This is a genomic window from Streptomyces sp. NBC_00289 (genome assembly GCF_041435115.1).
Lineage (GTDB): Bacteria > Actinomycetota > Actinomycetes > Streptomycetales > Streptomycetaceae > Streptomyces.
In genome coordinates, this window is the sequence record NZ_CP108046.1 from 7,875,756 (window position 1) to 7,892,115 (window position 16,360).

At 72.1% G+C, this 16,360-nt stretch carries 13 protein-coding genes; 12 read left to right on the forward strand and 1 reads right to left on the reverse strand.

Features of this window, described 5'->3' with window-relative positions:
• The first annotated feature begins 188 nt into the window (after positions 1 to 188).
• The 11 genes from OG985_RS35640 (at position 189) to OG985_RS35690 (ending at position 15,253) form a co-directional block, all read left to right on the forward strand.
• Entirely contained in the window at positions 189 to 1,046 is an 858-nt protein-coding gene (locus OG985_RS35640; RefSeq protein WP_371672488.1) for an amino acid ABC transporter permease, read from the forward strand.
• The gene (locus tag OG985_RS35645) at positions 1,043 to 2,812 is read left to right on the forward strand and encodes an FAD/NAD(P)-binding protein (protein ID WP_371672489.1); all 1,770 of its coding nucleotides are present in this window, start codon (positions 1,043 to 1,045) and stop codon (positions 2,810 to 2,812) included. Before OG985_RS35640 ends, OG985_RS35645 begins: the two co-directional genes overlap by 4 nt.
• Before the next feature lie 44 nt (positions 2,813 to 2,856).
• Positions 2,857 to 3,618, forward strand: coding sequence for an amino acid ABC transporter ATP-binding protein (locus tag OG985_RS35650; RefSeq protein ID WP_371672490.1), 762 nt, complete (start codon positions 2,857 to 2,859; stop codon positions 3,616 to 3,618).
• A 51-nt stretch (positions 3,619 to 3,669) separates the two neighbouring features.
• Positions 3,670 to 4,749, forward strand: coding sequence for an LLM class flavin-dependent oxidoreductase (locus tag OG985_RS35655; RefSeq protein ID WP_371672491.1), 1,080 nt, complete (start codon positions 3,670 to 3,672; stop codon positions 4,747 to 4,749).
• Complete coding sequence (locus OG985_RS35660; RefSeq protein ID WP_371672492.1) at positions 4,746 to 6,080, forward strand: NtaA/DmoA family FMN-dependent monooxygenase; 1,335 nt, start codon at positions 4,746 to 4,748, stop codon at positions 6,078 to 6,080. Before OG985_RS35655 ends, OG985_RS35660 begins: the two co-directional genes overlap by 4 nt.
• A 19-nt stretch (positions 6,081 to 6,099) precedes the next feature.
• Positions 6,100 to 6,882: a DUF1684 domain-containing protein gene (locus OG985_RS35665; RefSeq protein WP_371672493.1), complete on the forward strand. Its 783-nt coding sequence runs from the start codon at positions 6,100 to 6,102 to the stop codon at positions 6,880 to 6,882.
• Between the two features lie 221 nt (positions 6,883 to 7,103).
• A complete protein-coding gene (locus OG985_RS35670; RefSeq protein WP_371672494.1) occupies positions 7,104 to 8,009 on the forward strand; it encodes a S1 family peptidase in 906 nt (301 codons plus the stop codon).
• Positions 8,010 to 8,177: 168 nt separating this feature from the next.
• Positions 8,178 to 9,113: a slipin family protein gene (locus OG985_RS35675; protein WP_371672495.1), complete on the forward strand. Its 936-nt coding sequence runs from the start codon at positions 8,178 to 8,180 to the stop codon at positions 9,111 to 9,113.
• Between the two features lie 233 nt (positions 9,114 to 9,346).
• Positions 9,347 to 10,429, forward strand: coding sequence for a S1 family peptidase (locus OG985_RS35680; protein ID WP_371672496.1), 1,083 nt, complete (start codon positions 9,347 to 9,349; stop codon positions 10,427 to 10,429).
• A gap of 262 nt (positions 10,430 to 10,691) precedes the next feature.
• The gene (locus tag OG985_RS35685; protein WP_371672497.1) at positions 10,692 to 14,249 is read left to right on the forward strand and encodes a DNA polymerase III subunit alpha; all 3,558 of its coding nucleotides are present in this window, start codon (positions 10,692 to 10,694) and stop codon (positions 14,247 to 14,249) included.
• Positions 14,246 to 15,253 (forward strand): hypothetical protein, encoded by a 1,008-nt coding sequence (locus OG985_RS35690; RefSeq protein ID WP_371672498.1) that lies wholly within the window; start codon positions 14,246 to 14,248, stop codon positions 15,251 to 15,253. Before OG985_RS35685 ends, OG985_RS35690 begins: the two co-directional genes overlap by 4 nt.
• Positions 15,254 to 15,270: 17 nt before the next feature.
• Here OG985_RS35690 and OG985_RS35695 read toward each other — a convergent pair whose 3' ends face one another.
• On the reverse strand, positions 15,271 to 15,645 hold the full coding sequence (locus OG985_RS35695) for a cupin domain-containing protein (protein ID WP_371672499.1): 375 nt from the start codon (positions 15,643 to 15,645) through the stop codon (positions 15,271 to 15,273).
• A 115-nt stretch (positions 15,646 to 15,760) separates the two neighbouring features.
• Between OG985_RS35695 and OG985_RS35700 the strand changes: the two genes are divergently transcribed.
• Positions 15,761 to 16,207 (forward strand): MarR family winged helix-turn-helix transcriptional regulator, encoded by a 447-nt coding sequence (locus OG985_RS35700; protein ID WP_371672500.1) that lies wholly within the window; start codon positions 15,761 to 15,763, stop codon positions 16,205 to 16,207.
• Positions 16,208 to 16,360: the final 153 nt, after the last annotated feature.

Below are 16,360 nucleotides of genomic sequence, written 5' to 3' on the forward strand. Positions count from 1 at the left end.
AGTCAACCGACTTGAGACGTGCTGCCCACAGTCTGGACATCCTTGACAGCGGGGGGAAACGCCACCGTACTCTCGGTGCACGGCCCTGCTGAGGGGCTCGGCCGTGACAACGCCGCGCAGCACGTTCGACGCGCTTCCGTGTGAAGGCACCACCCGTGTTCGACTGACTCGATGTCACGGAGCCTTCCATGTCTTCCGACACCCTCGCCAAAGCCCCCGCCGCACCGGACATACCCGAGGACGCGGACTCCCTGCGGATCGTCCCGCAACGCCGTCTCGGCCAGTGGACGGCCGCTGTCGTCGTCGTCCTGCTGCTGGCTCTCACCGTCAACTCGGTACTGCGCAACGAGGCGTTCCAGTGGGACGTCGTCGCCGACTACTTCACCTCGGACGCCGTGCTGCGCGGGCTGTGGCTCACCCTGTGGCTGACCGCGGTCGTCATGGTGCTCGGCTTCGCGCTGGGCGCGCTGCTCGCCGCCTTCCGCCTGTCGGCCAACCCGGTCCTGCGCGCGGTGAGTTGGGGGTACGTCTGGCTGTTCCGGTCGATCCCGATCCTGGTGCAGCTGCTGCTGTGGTTCAACATCGGGGCGCTGTACCCGCAGATCCTCGGGGTGAAGACGGTCAACCTGCTGGGTCCGGTCACCGTCGCGGTCATCGGGCTGACGCTGCACGAGGCCGCGTACGCCGCCGAGGTGGTCCGCGGCGGCATCCTCTCCGTCGACCGCGGTCAGATCGAGGCCGCTCAGGCCCTCGGGCTGAGCCGGTGGCGCCGCTGGTGGCGGATCGTGCTCCCGCAGGCGATGCGGTCCATCGTGCCGCCGGCCGGGAACATGCTGATCGGCACACTCAAGGGCACCTCGATCGTCAGCGTCATCGCCGTGCAGGACCTGCTCTACTCGGTGCAGCTCGTCTACCACCGCACCTACCAGGTCATCCCGCTGCTGATGGTGGCCACCGTCTGGTACACGGTCGTCACCTCGGTGCTCGGCATCGGCCAGTACTACGTGGAGAAGCACTACGCCCGCGGGTCGGAGCGCGTCCGATGAGGCCCTCGCTGGTGATCGTCGGGGCCGGGCCGCGGGGGACCGGTCTCGTCGAGCGGATCGCCGCCAACGCGGCCGAGCTGTACGCCGGTTCGGAGCTCGACATCCATCTGGTCGACCCCTTTCCGCCGGGCGCCGGCCGCATCTGGCGCGAGGAGCAGTCGCCGCTGCTGTGGATGAACTCGCACGCCGAGGACGTCACCATGTTCACCGACGAGACGGTGGACATGGCCGGGCCCGTGCACCCGGGACCCACCCTGCACGAGTGGGCGGGCATCGACGGCGCCACCTTCGCGGACCGGCAGCTCCAGGGCTCCTACCTGCGCTGGGTGCACGAGCGGGCCGTGGCCGCGCTGCCCGCGTCCGTCACCGTCCACCACCACCCGTGCCGCGCGCTGCGCGTCGGCGGGCCCCGGGAGGGACGCCAGCAGGTCTGGCTGGAGGACCGCCCGCGCCCGCTTCTCGCCGACCTCGTGATCCTCACCCTCGGCCACCTCGACGCGGAACTGGACGAGGAACAGAAACAGTTGGTCGCCTACGCGGCCCGCAACGACCTCGTGCACATCCCGCCCGACTTCACCGCCGACAGTGACCTGTCCGCGCTCGCGCCCGGCGAACCCGTCCTCGTCCGGGGCTTCGGGCTCGCCTTCGTCGACCTGATGGCGCTGCTCACGGAGGGCCGGGGCGGACGCTACGAGACCGGCGTCGACGGCGAGTTGACGTACCACCCGTCCGGGCGGGAACCCGTGCTGCACGTCGGCTCGCGACGCGGAGTGCCGTACCACTCGAAGATCGGCTACGACTGGACCGGTGAACGGCCGCCGCTGCCCCGGTTCTTCGGGCCCGCCGAGGTCGGCGCGCTGCTCGCCCGGCCGGACCGCCCCGACTTCCGGCGTGACGTGTGGCCGCTGGTGGAGAAGGAGCTCGGCTTCGCCCACTACCACCGGCTGTTCGCGGCCCATCCCGAGCGGACCCGGATGGCCTGGACCGACTTCGACGAGAAGTACGCGGCCGCCGACGTGGCGGAACGCGAGACCCTCGTCGTCTCCGCCGTACCCGATCCGGCCGACCGGCTCGACCTCGCCGCCCTCGACCATCCGCTGGACGGGGTGCGGTACACCTCGTACGACGCCTTCCAGGACGGCCTGCGCGGCTGGGTCGAGGAGGACCTGAGACGACGCCACGACCCCACGCACAGCCCCGACCAGGCGGTGTTCTTCGGACTGCTGTCGGTCTACGGCCAGCTGGTCCGGCTCGGTGACATCGGCCCCTGGTGGCACGGCTTCTTCAGCTACCTGGCCTCGGGACCGCCCGGCCCCCGGCTGCGGCAGATGCTCGCGCTGTCGCGTGCGGGTGTCCTCGGCTTCCTGGGCGCCGACATGACCGTCGCCGCCGAGGACGGGGTGTTCCGGGCGTCGAGCCCCACCGTGCCGGGCCACGTCGTCGAGGCCCGGGCGCTGGTGGAGGCGCGGCTGCCGAGCCCCACCGTCGAGCGGGCCCGCGACACCCTGCTGCGGGAGCTGTACGAGGACGGGGCCGCCGCGACCCCCGACGGACTGCTGTCCGTGGACCCCGCCGACGGACGGGTCCTCGACCGGTCCGGGCGGCCGCACCCACGGCGGTTCGCGCTCGGACCGCACACCGACGGGCGGGGCTCCGGCGCCTTCACCCGGCCGCGCACCGGCGGACCGGCGTTCCGGCAGAACGACGCCACCGCGCGGGCCGCGCTGGCGTTTCTGCGGGCGCTCGCGTGTCGCACCGCCGCGTAGGCCGTGTCCGCCCCCCATTTCCACGTCACCGAAGGAACCCCGCGATGAGCGTCATGGTCGACATCAGGTCCGTCCACAAGAGCTTCGGCTCCCTCGAGGTGCTCAAGGGCATCGACCTCGCCGTGCGGAGCGGCGAGGTCACCGTCGTCCTCGGCCCCTCCGGCTCCGGCAAGTCGACGCTGCTGCGCACCATCAACCACCTGGAGAAGGTGGACCGCGGAGTGATCAGCGTGGACGGCGTCCTGGTCGGCTACCGGCGCTCGGGGGACAAGCTCCACGAACTGCGTGAACGCGAGGTGCTCAGACAGCGCACGCAGATCGGCTTCGTCTTCCAGAACTTCAACCTGTTCCCGCACCTCACGGTGCTCGACAACGTCGTCGAGGCACCCGTCGCCGCGCTGAAGCGGCCCCGCCGGGACGCCGTCGAGGCCGCGCGCCGGCTGCTGGACCGGGTGGGGCTCGCCGACAAGACCGACGCCTACCCCCGGCAGCTGTCCGGCGGTCAGCAGCAGCGCGTCGCCATCGCCCGCGCCCTGGCGCTGGAACCCAAGCTGCTCCTCTTCGACGAACCGACCTCCGCGCTCGACCCCGAGCTGGTCGGTGAGGTCCTCGACGTCATCAAGGACCTAGCCCACCAGGGCACCACGATGATCGTCGTCACGCACGAGATCGGCTTCGCCCGCGAGGTCGCCGACACGGTTGTGTTCATGGACGACGGGCGCGTCGTCGAGCAGGGCGCCCCCGGGGACGTGCTCGACGCGCCACGGCACGAGCGGACGCGGGCGTTCCTCTCCAAGGTTCTCTGAGCCCGCGTCGGACACGGTCCCGACGGGGCCCGCATCAGAAGGGTTTCCCCCATGACCTCCAAGCCCGGCCGGGCGCTGCTGCACCTGGCCGCCGCCGTCGACCAGCGGACGGCGTACGACGCCGGTTCCCACGTCGAGCTGGCGCGGCTCGCCGAACGCGGCGGCCTCGACTTCGTGACGCTGGACGACACCTTCGCCCGCCCCGGCCCCGACGCGCTCGCCGTCCTGGCCCGGGTGGCGCCGGCCACGCGCCGGATCGGTCTGGTGCCGACCGTCACGACCACCCACACCGAGCCCTTCCACGTGCAGGCGGCCGTCGCGACCCTCGACTGGGTCAGCCGCGGCCGGGCCGGCTGGCGGCTGGACGTGTCGACGACCGAGGGAGAGGCCCGCCTCTTCGGCCGCCGGCACGCCGCCCCCGCCGACGACCTGTGGCAGGAGGCGGGCGAAGTCGCCGACGTGGCCGCCCGGTTGTGGGACAGCTGGGAGGACGACGCCGAGATCCGGGACGTGAGCACCGGCCGTTTCGTCGACCGGGACAAGCTGCACCACGTCGACTTCACCGGCTCCGCCTTCTCGGTCAGGGGCCCCTCGATCGTGCCGCGCCCCCCGCAGGGTCATCCCGTCCGGGTGGTCGACGCCACCGAGGGCCACGCCCGGGCGACCGCGGCCCGGTACGCCGACGTGGCGCTCGTACGGTCGGTGAGCTTCGCGCAGGCCGGCGCCGTACGCGAGCAACTGCGCGACACCGCCGCGGCGTTCGGACGCCGTCCCGACGAGCTGCGGGTCCTGGCGAGCCTCGCTGTCGACCTCGGCGACGGGGAGCACGCGGCCGAGCCGGGCCACGGCGGGGGCGGCCCCCGGCAGACCGCGCAGGGCCCGCTCTACCGCGGCGGCCCCGTCGACCTCGCGGAACTGATCGCCGCCTGGCACGCGGAGGGCGCCGTCGACGGCTTCCACTTCACGCCGGTCCAGCCGCGCCGGGACCTGGAGCGACTGGTCAACGGGACGGTGGCCCTGCTCCAGCACCGGGGCCTGTTCCGCACCTTCTACCCGGGCAGCACGCTCAGGGAGCACCTGGGTCTCGCCAGACCCGCCAACCGGTACGCCGTGACGGGGCGAGCGTCATGACCGTACGGACCGGCGCCTCGCGCAGGCAGATCCACCTCGCGGCGCACTTCCCGGGCGTCGACGACGCCACCGTCTGGGGCGATCCGGGCTTCCGGTCCCCGATCGAGTTCTCCTCCCTCGAGCACCTCGCCCGCACGGCCGAACGCGGACTCTTCGACTTCTTCCTCCTCGCCGGGGAACCGCGGCTGCGCGAACACAAGGGCCGCATCCACGATCTGGACGTGGTCGGGCGCCCGGAGCCGATCACCGTGCTCAACGCCCTGGCCGCCGTCACCGAGCGGCTCGGGCTCGCCGCCGCGGTCGACGCGACCTTCAGCGAGCCCTACGACCTGGCCCGCAGGCTGGCCACCCTGGACCACCTCAGTGGCGGCCGGGCCGCCTGGAACCCGGTGACCTCTCCCGACGCCTTCACCGGCGAGAACTTCCGGAGTGGCGGCTTCCCCGACCGGGCCGACCTTCCCGACTCCCGGCTTCGCCCCAGCGGAGGGGTCGCCCTCACGCGAGCCGCCGAGTTCGTCGACACCGCACGGGAGCTGTGGGGCTCCTGGACAGCGCAGGGCGTGTCGCGGCCGTTCGCGCACCGCGGGCGGCACTTCGACATCGCGGGCGAGTTCGGCGTGCCGCGTTCCCCGCAGGGGCACCCGGTGGTCATCCAGGCGGACGACTCGGACGAGGGGCGGGAGTTCGCCGCGCGGGCGGCCGACGTGATCTTCACGCGGCACGGCACGCTGGAGGCCGGCCGCTCCTTCCACGCCGACGTGAAGCGACGCCTGGAGAGATACGGCCGTACTCCGGACGACCTGAAGATCATGTCCGGTGTCACCGTCGTCCTGGGCGACACCGCCGCCGAGGCGCGGGAGAAGGCCTCCGAGATCAGGCGGCGGCAGGTCTCCCCGCAGAACGCGATCACCACGCTGGAGCAGATCTGGGGGACCGACCTCTCCGCGTACGACCCCGACGGACCGCTGCCCGACACCGATCCGGTGCCGCAACCGGCGATCACCGAGGGGCTGACCCGGCGCGGCGACACCGTCGCGATCGCCGAGAAGTGGCGGGCCCTGTCGAAGGAGAAGGGACTGTCCATCCGGCAGACCGTGATCGAGGAGGGCGGCCGGCAGTCCTTCGTCGGGACCCCCGAGGCGGTCGCCGCCGAACTCGATGAGTTCGTGCAGCGGGACGCCGCCGACGGCTTCGTTCTCGTACCGCATCTCACGCCCGGCGGACTCGACGAGTTCGTGGACCGGGTGGTGCCGCTGCTCCAGGAACGCGGCTCGTTCCGCACGGCCTACCGGGGCGCCACTCTCCGCTCTCACCTGGGGCTCTCCGTATGAACAGGGAAAGGTTGACCACATGACGACGGACGTATCCGACGCGTGGAAGTCGTGGCACGAGCATCGCGTGGAGGCGGTGTCGGCGCCCTACGGGCCCCTCGCGCTCACCGGCACGCACTGGCTGGAGGACTATCCGGACGGGCGACTTCCGGACATCCCCGGGATCTGGGTGGCCGAAGCCGACGGGGTCGTGCTCACGGCCGTCGAGACGAACGGCCTGACCGTCGACGGGCAGCCCCTCGACGGCGAGGTCCACCTCACCGCCGATCAGGGACCGGCCGACGGGGCCCGGATCGCGTACGGCGAACGGCGTCTGGTCGTACTCGTCCGCGAAGGAGTGTGGGGGGTACGCGACTTCGACCCGGCCTCCGCGGCACGGCGGGCGTTCCTCGGCATCGACGCCACGCCGTACGATCCGCGCTGGTCGGTGCCGGGACGTTTCACTCCCTACGCCGAGCATCGCACCGTACGGGTGGAGAACGCGGACGGACGGGAACGCGGGTTCGGCCTCGGCGGCGAGCTGTCCTTCACCCTCGACGGACAGGAACGGACGCTGCGGGTGGCGGTCGAGGGCGACGGCTCGCTGTGGGCCGTGTTCGCCGACGCCGACAGCGGGAACGGCAGCTACCGCTTCCGGTTCCTGCGCCCGGCCGCGCCCGACGCCGAGGGACGGACGACGGTCGACTTCAACCGCGCCCTGCTGCCGCCGTGCGCGTTCGCCGACCACTTCATCTGCCCGTTCCCGCCGCCGGGCAACACGCTGGACGTCGCGGTCGAGGCGGGGGAGCGCAAGCTGCTCTGAAGGCGGGGCCGGAGGGTGGTCATCTCGCCCGTACCGCACAGTTCGTTCAAAGGTTGACGGCCGAAAGGCGCCCTTGCGCCTACCGGTCGTTCGGCCGAATACTCCCCCTCAGCGCTTGTCAGGGGCACGGCGTGTTCGGAATCCGGACCGAGGCCCCCGACTGCGCCTCACGGGCCCCGACCCCACGCGGGCCCCCGACTTCCCCTGGGAGGGAACGACACGTGAGGATCAAGCGCACCACCCCCCGCAGTGGCATTACGAGACGGACTCGGCTGATCGCCGTATCCACCGGCCTCGTGGCCGCCGCAGCGATCGCGATCCCCAACGCGAGCGCGTCCGACGCAACTCCCTTCAGCACCACCCAGCTCAAGAGCGCCAGCGGCTCGGTGCTCAAGGCCGACGTCCCGGGCACCGCCTGGACCGTCGACAGCAAGACCAACCGTGTGGTCGTCACCGTCGACAGCACGGTCTCGAAGGCCGAGATCGCGAAGATCAAGGAGCAGGCGGGCACCAACGCCGACGCGCTCACGATCAAGCACACCTCGGGCAGGTTCCAGAAGTACATCTCGGGCGGCGACGCCATCTATGCGAGTAGCTGGCGCTGCTCCCTGGGCTTCAACGTCCAGGACAACAGCGGCAACTACTACTTCCTGACCGCCGGGCACTGCACCGACGGCGCCGGCACCTGGTGGTCGAACTCGGGTCACACGACCACGCTCGGCAGCACCGCCGGCTCCAGCTTCCCGACGAACGACTACGGCCTCGTCCGGTACACGAACTCGTCGGTCACCAAGTCGGGCACCGTGGGCAGCGTGGACATCACCAGCGCCGCCACGCCCTCCGTCAACACCACGGTCTACCGTCGCGGCTCCACGACCGGCATCCACAGCGGCCGCGTCACCGCGCTCAACGCGACGGTCAACTACGGTGGCGGCGACGTCGTCTACGGCATGATCCAGACCACGGTCTGCGCCGAGCCCGGCGACTCCGGCGGCCCGCTCTACTCGAACGGCGGCATCGCCTACGGTCTGACCTCCGGCGGCAGCGGCAACTGCAGCTCCGGCGGTACGACCTTCTTCCAGCCGGTCACCGAGGCGCTGAGCGCCTACGGGGTGCACGTCTTCTAGGACCCCGCAGGGCCGTTCGCGCGGCCCGGCCCCGGTCGGCAGAGGAGCCCCCGCACGCAACCGGCGTGCGGGGGCTCGCCCTCGTCCGGGCGCGGGGCTACCGTCGACACACAGGCAGTACTCCCCTGCGGTGCTGTACTGCGCCCACTTCGGACCCTGGGGGCCGGCATGGTGGAGGAGCTGGTGGTGGCGGGAGCGGCGTTCGCGTCCGCCGCGGCGGTGTACGTGATGGCGGCGGCGCGGGTCGTCAAGCAGTACGAACGGGGCGTGGTGTTCCGGCTGGGCAGGCTCCGGCCGGAGGTGCGCGGACCGGGGTTCACGATGGTCGTCCCGTTCGTGGACCAGCTGCGCAAGGTCAACATGCAGATCGTGACGATGCCCGTGCCGGCCCAGGAGGGCATCACCCGGGACAACGTCACCGTGCGCGTGGACGCCGTCGTCTACTTCAGGGTGACCGGCGCGGCCGAGGCGATCGTCCGGGTCGAGGACTACCGGTTCGCGGTCCTGCAGATGGCGCAGACCTCGCTGCGGTCCATCATCGGCAAGAGCGAGCTGGACGACCTGCTGTCCAACCGGGAGAAGCTCAACGAGGGTCTGGAGCTGATGATCGACAGCCCGGCCGTGGAGTGGGGCGTCACCATCGACCGGGTGGAGATCAAGGACGTGTCGCTGCCCGAGACCATGAAGCGGTCCATGGCCCGGCAGGCGGAGGCCGACCGTGAGCGGCGGGCCCGGGTCATCAACGCGGACGCCGAACTCCAGGCGTCGAAGAAGCTCGCCGAGGCCGCCGAGGTGATGTCCGAGCAGCCCGCCGCGCTGCAACTGCGGCTGCTCCAGACGGTGGTGGCGGTGGCCGCCGAGAAGAACTCGACGCTGGTGCTGCCGTTTCCGGTGGAGCTGCTGCGCTTCCTGGAGAAGGCACAGCAGCCGGTGCCACAGATGCCGCCCGTGGCACAGCAGCCGGTGCCACAAATGCCGCCCGTGGCGCAGCGGCCGGTGCCACAGATGCCGTCCATGGCACGGCAACCGGTGCAGGAGCAACTTCCGCCCGTCGAACACCCCGTGGATTCCGGTCCCCAGGGGGCGAATTCAGGACAGGACTAGACCTCACGATCCGGTAGAGGTTACTCGCGCGTAGTGTTTGCAGCGCGAATTCGCCCGGGGTGACCATGGGCGCTCGGGACATTGGGGGCGTACGGCCGCCTCCGCACGCGCGTCCTGAAGTCGACCTTGTGTGCTCCCTGTGGGATTCGGAAGAGTGGGCGCCCGTCAACCACCCTTCCGGTCCGTGAGGTCCCCACAACCTCCCGGGCCGACCCCCCACAGGAGGACGCGAGTTGAAGCACCGACGTATATCCGGGCGGCGGACGGCCGTGGCAGGCGCGGGTGTCGCCGCACTGGTCGCCGCGGGAGTCACCTTCCAGACTGCGAACGCCAGTGAGCCCGCGAAGCCCGCCGCGCCCCAGACGCTGTCGATCGCGGCGGCCGGAAAGCTCGCCTCGACGCTCGGCAAGGACCTCGGCGCCGACGCGGCGGGTACGTACTACGACGCAAAGACCCGCAACCTCGTGGTCAACGTGCTCGACGAGACCGCCGCCCAGCTGGTCGAGGCGGCCGGCGGCAGGGCGAGAGTCGTCGAGAACTCCCTCGCCGAGCTGAAGAGCGCCCGCGGCACCCTCAAGCAGGACGCGACCATCCCCGGCACTTCCTGGGCGACCGACCCGCGCACCAACAGGATCGTCGTCACCGCCGACCGCACGGTCTCGACGTCCGAGTGGGCCGAACTCGCCGAGGTGGTCGACGGACTCGGCTCCGTGGCCGAAGTCCGGCGCACGAAGGGGGAGTTCACACCCTTCGTCGCGGGCGGCGACGCGATCACCGGTTCGGGCGGGCGCTGCTCGCTGGGCTTCAACGTGGTCAAGGACGGCCAGCCGTACTTCATCACGGCCGGGCACTGCACCGAGGCCATCTCCAGCTGGTCGGACTCCGACGGCAACGTGATCGGCCAGAACGAGCAGTCCAGCTTCCCCGGCAACGACTACGGCCTGGTCAAGTACACCTCGGCCGTCGACCACCCGAGCGAGGTCGACCTCTACGACGGCTCCGCCCAGCAGATCACCGGCGCGGCCGAGGCCACCGTCGGCCAGCAGGTCACCCGCAGCGGCTCGACGACCCAGGTGCACAGCGGCACGGTCACCGGCCTGGACGCCACGGTGAACTACGGCAACGGCGACATCGTCAACGGCCTGATCCAGACCGACGTCTGCGCCGAGCCCGGTGACAGTGGCGGCTCGCTCTTCTCCGGCAGCAGCGCGATCGGCCTCACCTCGGGCGGCAGCGGCGACTGCACCGCGGGCGGCGAGACCTTCTTCCAGCCGGTCACCGAGGCCCTCGCGGCCTTCGGCGCCCAGATCGGCTGACGGACGCGGCCGGGCCGCCGCGCCCGGCCCGACGAGAAGCCCCGCCCCGGGTGAAGGGGCGGGGCTTCCGCCCGTCGTGGAGGCCGGCGCCCAGGCGGTCCGCGCCGGGCGATCCGCGCCCCGGTCGCGGTGTGTTTGCCCAGGTGGGACGGGGCTGGACCGACACCGCACACACATTCGAAAATTGGTCTATGGTGGGGGTGAGGTGATTGGGAACAGATGTTCGAGAGCCCGTCGGGGCTCACGAGTGCGGGAGGTGCGTGTGCCGGGTTTCACGCATCTGCACACCGTCTCCGGGTTCTCCCTGCGCTACGGAGCCGCACACCCGGAACGCCTTGCCGAGCGGGCCTCCGAGCGGGGCATGGACGCCCTCGCGCTCACCGACCGCGACACCCTCGCCGGCACGGTCCGCTTCGCCAAGGCCTGCGCACAGGCCGGCGTCCGCCCGCTGTTCGGCGTGGAGCTGGCGGTGGCGGAACCGGAGCCCGTACGCGGGGACGGACCCTCGCGGGGAGACGGTGCCGCGGGCGGGAAAAGGCGCCGTGCCCCCGTGCGCGGAGGCGCCTTCATCGACGAGTCGACACCCCGTGTCACCTTCCTCGCCCGGGACGGGGCCCGGGGCTGGTCCGACCTGTGCGGGATCATCACGGCGGCGCATGCGGGAGCGGGCGCGCCCCGGCTGCCCTGGGCCGACAACAAGGGAGACGGCCTGACCGTCCTGCTCGGCCCCGACTCCGACGTCGGACGCGCGCTCGCCGCCGGGCGCCCCGACCGCGCCGCCGGACTCCTCGTCCCCTGGCGGGAGACGTACGGCGACGCCCTGCGCCTCGAAGCCGTCTGGCACGGCCGCCAGGGCACCGGCCCCGGTTCCCTGCGCCTGGCCGCCCGCACCGTGGGCTTCGCCGCCGAGCAGCGCGTCCGGCCCGTGCTCAGCAACGCCGTCCGGTACGCCGACCCCGGGGCGGGCCCGGTCGCCGACGTCCTGGACGCCGCCCGCCGGCTCGTGCCCGTCGACCCCGCCGGGGAACTGGACTCCGGCGAGGCCTGGCTCAAGGGCGCCGACGCCATGCTCCAGGTCGCGGAACGGGTCGTGGAGGCCGCGGGCTTCCGGCGCGACACCGCCCACCGTCTGCTGGAGCAGACCCGGGCGACGGCCGCCGAGTGCCTGGTCGACCCCGAGGACGACCTCGGCATCGGCACCGTCCACTTCCCCGAGCCGCACCTCGTCGGCGCCGGCCGCCGCACCGCCCAGCGGGCGCTCGCCTCACGGGCGGCGGCCGGCATGGTGCGGCGCGGCTACGACACCCGGCGTGCGTACTGGGAGCGGATGCACCGGGAGCTGGACATCATCGCCCACCACGGCTTCGCCTCCTACTTCCTGACCGTCGCCCAAGTGGTGGACGACGTACGGGAGATGGGCATCCGTGTCGCCGCGCGCGGCTCCGGAGCGGGGTCCCTGGTCAACCATCTCCTCGGTATCGCGCACGCCGATCCGGTCGAGCACGGGCTGCTGATGGAGCGCTTCCTGTCCAAGCGCCGTCAGGTCCTGCCCGACATCGACATCGACGTGGAGTCCGCGCGCCGGCTGGAGGTCTACCGCGCGATCATCGGCCGCTTCGGCACCGAGCGGGTGGCGACGGTCGCGATGCCGGAGACGTACCGCGTCCGGCATGCGATCCGTGACGTGGGCGCGGCCCTGTCCATGGACCCGGCCGACATCGACCGCATCGCCAAGTCCTTCCCGCACATCCGCGCCCGCGACGCCCGCGCGGCGCTGGCGGAACTGCCCGAACTCAGGTCACTGGCAGCGGAGTTCCGGCGGGAGGGCACGAAGCGCGGGAAGTTCTGGGAGCTGGTCGAGGCGCTCGACGCCCTCCCGCGCGGAGTCGCCATGCACCCCTGTGGGGTCCTGCTCTCCGACGCCGGCCTCCTCGCCCGTACGCCGGTGGTGCCGACCAGTGGCGAGGGGTTTCCCATGGCGCAGTTCGACAAGGACGACGTCGAGGACCTCGGGCTGCTCAAGCTCGACGTGCTCGGGGTGCGGATGCAGTCGGCGATGGCCCACGCGGTCGCGGAGACGGAGCGGGCGACGGGGGAGCGGGTCGACCTGGACGCGGTGGGTCCCGGTGACCCGGCGACGTACGAACTCATCCGTTCCACCGAGACGCTGGGCTGCTTCCAGATCGAGTCGCCGGGCCAGCGGGACCTGGTCGGGCGGCTCCAGCCGGCCACCTTCCACGACCTCGTCGTGGACATCTCCCTCTTCCGGCCCGGTCCGGTCGCCGCCGACATGGTGCGGCCGTTCATCGAGGCGCGGCACGGGCGGGCGCCCGTCAGGTACCCGCACCCGGATCTGGAGGCGCCGCTGAAGGAGACGTACGGGGTCGTCGTCTTCCACGAACAGATCATCGACATCGTCGACATCATGACCGGCTGCGGACGCGACGAGGCGGACCGGGTGCGGCGCGGACTGTCCGACGCGGAGTCGCAGGGGCGGATCCGGTTCTGGTTCGCGCAGCACGCGGCGGCGAACGGATACGACGCGGAAACCGTCCAGCGGACCTGGGAGATCATCGAGGCCTTCGGCTCGTACGGCTTCTGCAAGGCGCACGCGGTCGCCTTCGCCGTACCGACGTACCAGTCGGCGTGGCTCAAGGCGCACCACCCGGCCGCCTTCTACGCGGGGCTGCTCACGCACGACCCCGGGATGTATCCGAAGCGGCTGCTGCTGGCGGACGCGCGGCGGCGCGGGGTGCCGATCCTGCCGTTGGACGTGAACCGGTCCGCGGTCGCCCACCGTATCGAACTGGTGTCTGAATCAGGGGTCTGGGGGCTCCGGCTGGCCCTCTCCGACGTGCACGGCATCAGCGAGGCCGAGGCGGCGCGGATCGCCGACGGGCAGCCGTACGCCTCGCTGCTCGACTTCTGGGAGCGGGCCCGGCCCAGCCGCCCGCTGGCCGGGCGGCTCGCGCAGGTGGGCGCGCTGGACGCGTTCGGCGCCAACCGGCGTGACCTGCAACTGCACCTGACCGAGCTGCACCGGGGCGGCCGGGGTGCGGGCGGCGGCCAACTCCCGCTGTCCGGCGGGCGGGACACCGCACCGGCCGGGCTGCCCGACCTCTCCTCCGCGGAGCGGCTCAGCGCCGAGCTGGGCGTGCTGTCCATGGACGCCTCGCGCAATCTGATGGACGACCACCGGGAGTTCCTCGACGAGCTGGGCGTGCTGTCGGCGCGCAGGCTGCGCGAGGCGCGGCACGGCGAGACGGTCCTGGTCGCGGGCGCCAGGGCGGCCACCCAGACCCCGCCGATCCGGTCCGGCAAGCGGGTCATCTTCACCACCCTGGACGACGGCACCGGCCTGGTCGACCTCGCCTTCTTCGACGACTCCCACGACGCCTGCGCCCACACCGTCTTCCACTCCTGGCTGCTGCTGGTGCGCGGGGTGGTGCAGCGCCGCGGCCCGCGCAGCCTCAGCGTGGTCGGCGCGGCCGCCTGGAACCTCGCCGAACTGGTCGAACTGCGCGGCCGCGGCGGGCTCGACGTGGTGGCGGCGCGGCTGACGCGGGCGGCGGCGCCGGAGGAGGAGGCGGGCGCCGAGCACGACGGCGGGGGAGCGCGCCGGGCCCGGCTCGCCGGATCGGACGGGCGGCCCCCGCCGGCCGGCTCCGCCGCGCAGGACCCGATGGAGGCCGCCCGAGGCCGCAGCATCCGCCTGCCGACCGGATACGAGCTGCATCCGTGGGCGGATCTGCGCCCGGCGGGCGAAGAGCCCGCGAACGTCAGGAAGTTGTGGCACCAGAGCCCGGGGAGTGCGGGATGACCATCCTCTGCGTACGTTTTCAGCTGCCGTCGGCGAAGAAGGCCGCCCTGCCGGAACTGCTCGGCCTGATCGAGGAGTTCACCCCGGTCGTCGAGGCGCTGCCACCGGACGGGGCGCTGGCGGATCTGCGCGGCGCCGAACGGTACTTCGGGCGCGGCGCGGCCGAACTGGCCTCGGTGATCCGGGTGCGGGCGCTCGCGCTGCACGGGGTCGACTGTCTGCTCGGTGCCGGGCCCGGCCCGCTGCTGGCGCGGATGGCGCTGCGTGACGCCCGGCCCGGGGTGACGGGCGTGGTGCCCCAGGAGCCGGACCGGGTCGTGGAGTTCCTCGCCGGACGGCCCGTCGCCGCGCTGCCCGGCATCGGCGCCGAGTCCGCCCGCACGCTGTGCGCGTACGGCCTCGACACCCTCGGCCTGGTCGCGGCCGCCCCGCTGTCCACGCTGCAGCGCCTGGTCGGCGCGAAGGCGGGCCGTGAACTGCGCGAGAAGGCGAACGGCATCGACCGCGGCCGGGTGGTGCCGAACACCTGGGGGACCCACCTCCTTGCCGCCGAACGGCCCTTCACCCGGGACGAGGTGGAACCGGACCGGCACCGCCGCGCCCTTCTCTCGGCCACCGAGGAACTCGGCGCACGTCTCCGCGCCCTGGACAAGGTCTGCCGCACCCTGACCCTCACCGTGCGCTACGCCGACCTCCTCCGAACCGGCTCGAGCGGGGGCGCCCCCACCTCGACCGTCCGCAGTCGCACCCTCGAGGAGCCGACCGCGCACTCCGCGGCGCTGACGCGGGCGGCCTACGACATGTACGAGGCGCTCGGCCTCCAGCGGGACCGGGTCCGCGCGATCGTCGTGCGAGCCGAGGGGCTGAGCCCCGCCGAGCAGGCCTCCCACCAGCTCACCTTCGACCCCGTCGACGAGAAGGTGCGCCGGGTCGAGGAGGTGGCCGACCGCGCGCGGGCGAAGGTCGGGCCGAGGGCGGTGATGCCGGGAACGCTGGCGGCGTGAGTGCCCGTCCTCCGGCCTCAGTTGGCCCACGGCGGTGTGATCCGGGTGCCGTCCGCGAGCTCCGCCTCCAGGCCGATGGAGGTGGTGACCCAGGAGATGGCGGTCCGGTCGGCGGGGTTCTCGATTGCGACGGTCGCCCCGGGGTTGATGATCACCGTGTCGCCGGCGGCGAGGGGCGTGGTCTCGCCGTCGAGCGTGACCAGGAGCTCGCCGACGAGCAGATGGAAGATCTCCTCCCGGTTGACGGTGTGCGCGGGTGCCCTGGTCCCGGCGGGGATCTCGCCCCGCCAGGCGCACAGTTCCCTGCTTCCGGTGAGCGGGGTGGCGTACGAGACGAAGCGGACGCCGTGGATCTCGTGGGTGACGGCCTCGGACGAACGGACGACGGGCATGGGTGTGCCTCCTGGATCCTGCGGGTGACCGTGAAACAGATGGTCAAGCTGCTTGACTATATGCTCCTATGGTCAAGCTGCTTGACCGATCCGTCAAGGGTGTTTCAATGCAGTCGTGCAGAACTCCGAGGCCATGGCCCTGTCCGCCGCCCTGCTCGCCGTCGCCGGTGACCTCACGCAGCGCATCCACGACGGCGTGGTCGCCCGCGGCTTCGAGGGGGTGCGGCCGGCGCACGGCTTCGCCTTCGCCCGGCTCGCCCCCGACGGGGCGACGGCCACCGACCTCGCCGCCCATCTCGGGGTGACGAAGCAGGCCGCGAGCCAGCTGGTCGAGGAGATCGTGCGCAAGGGCTACGCCGAACGCCGGCCGCACCCCGAGGACGCGCGGGCCCGGCTGGTCGTGCTGACCGAACAGGGGTGGGCATGCACTCGGGCGGCCGAGGCGGCCGCGGCGGAAGCCGTGCGGGAGTGGGTCGAGTTGCTCGGCGAGGGTGAAGTGCGGGTGTTGTGCCAACAATTGGGGCGCATCGCACCCTATGGTCCCATCAGGCCTGCCTGGTGACGGTTCATCAGTGATTGACCGGCCCGATCGAGGGCCGTTCGCGGTCGTCGCTGGTCAGCACCGGTTATCACTGGAAGTTTTTACTGACGCGTAACTTCACACTTCTGCTACTCATCCGTAACTTGACGAGTGAACAGCATTCCTCGTGATCCG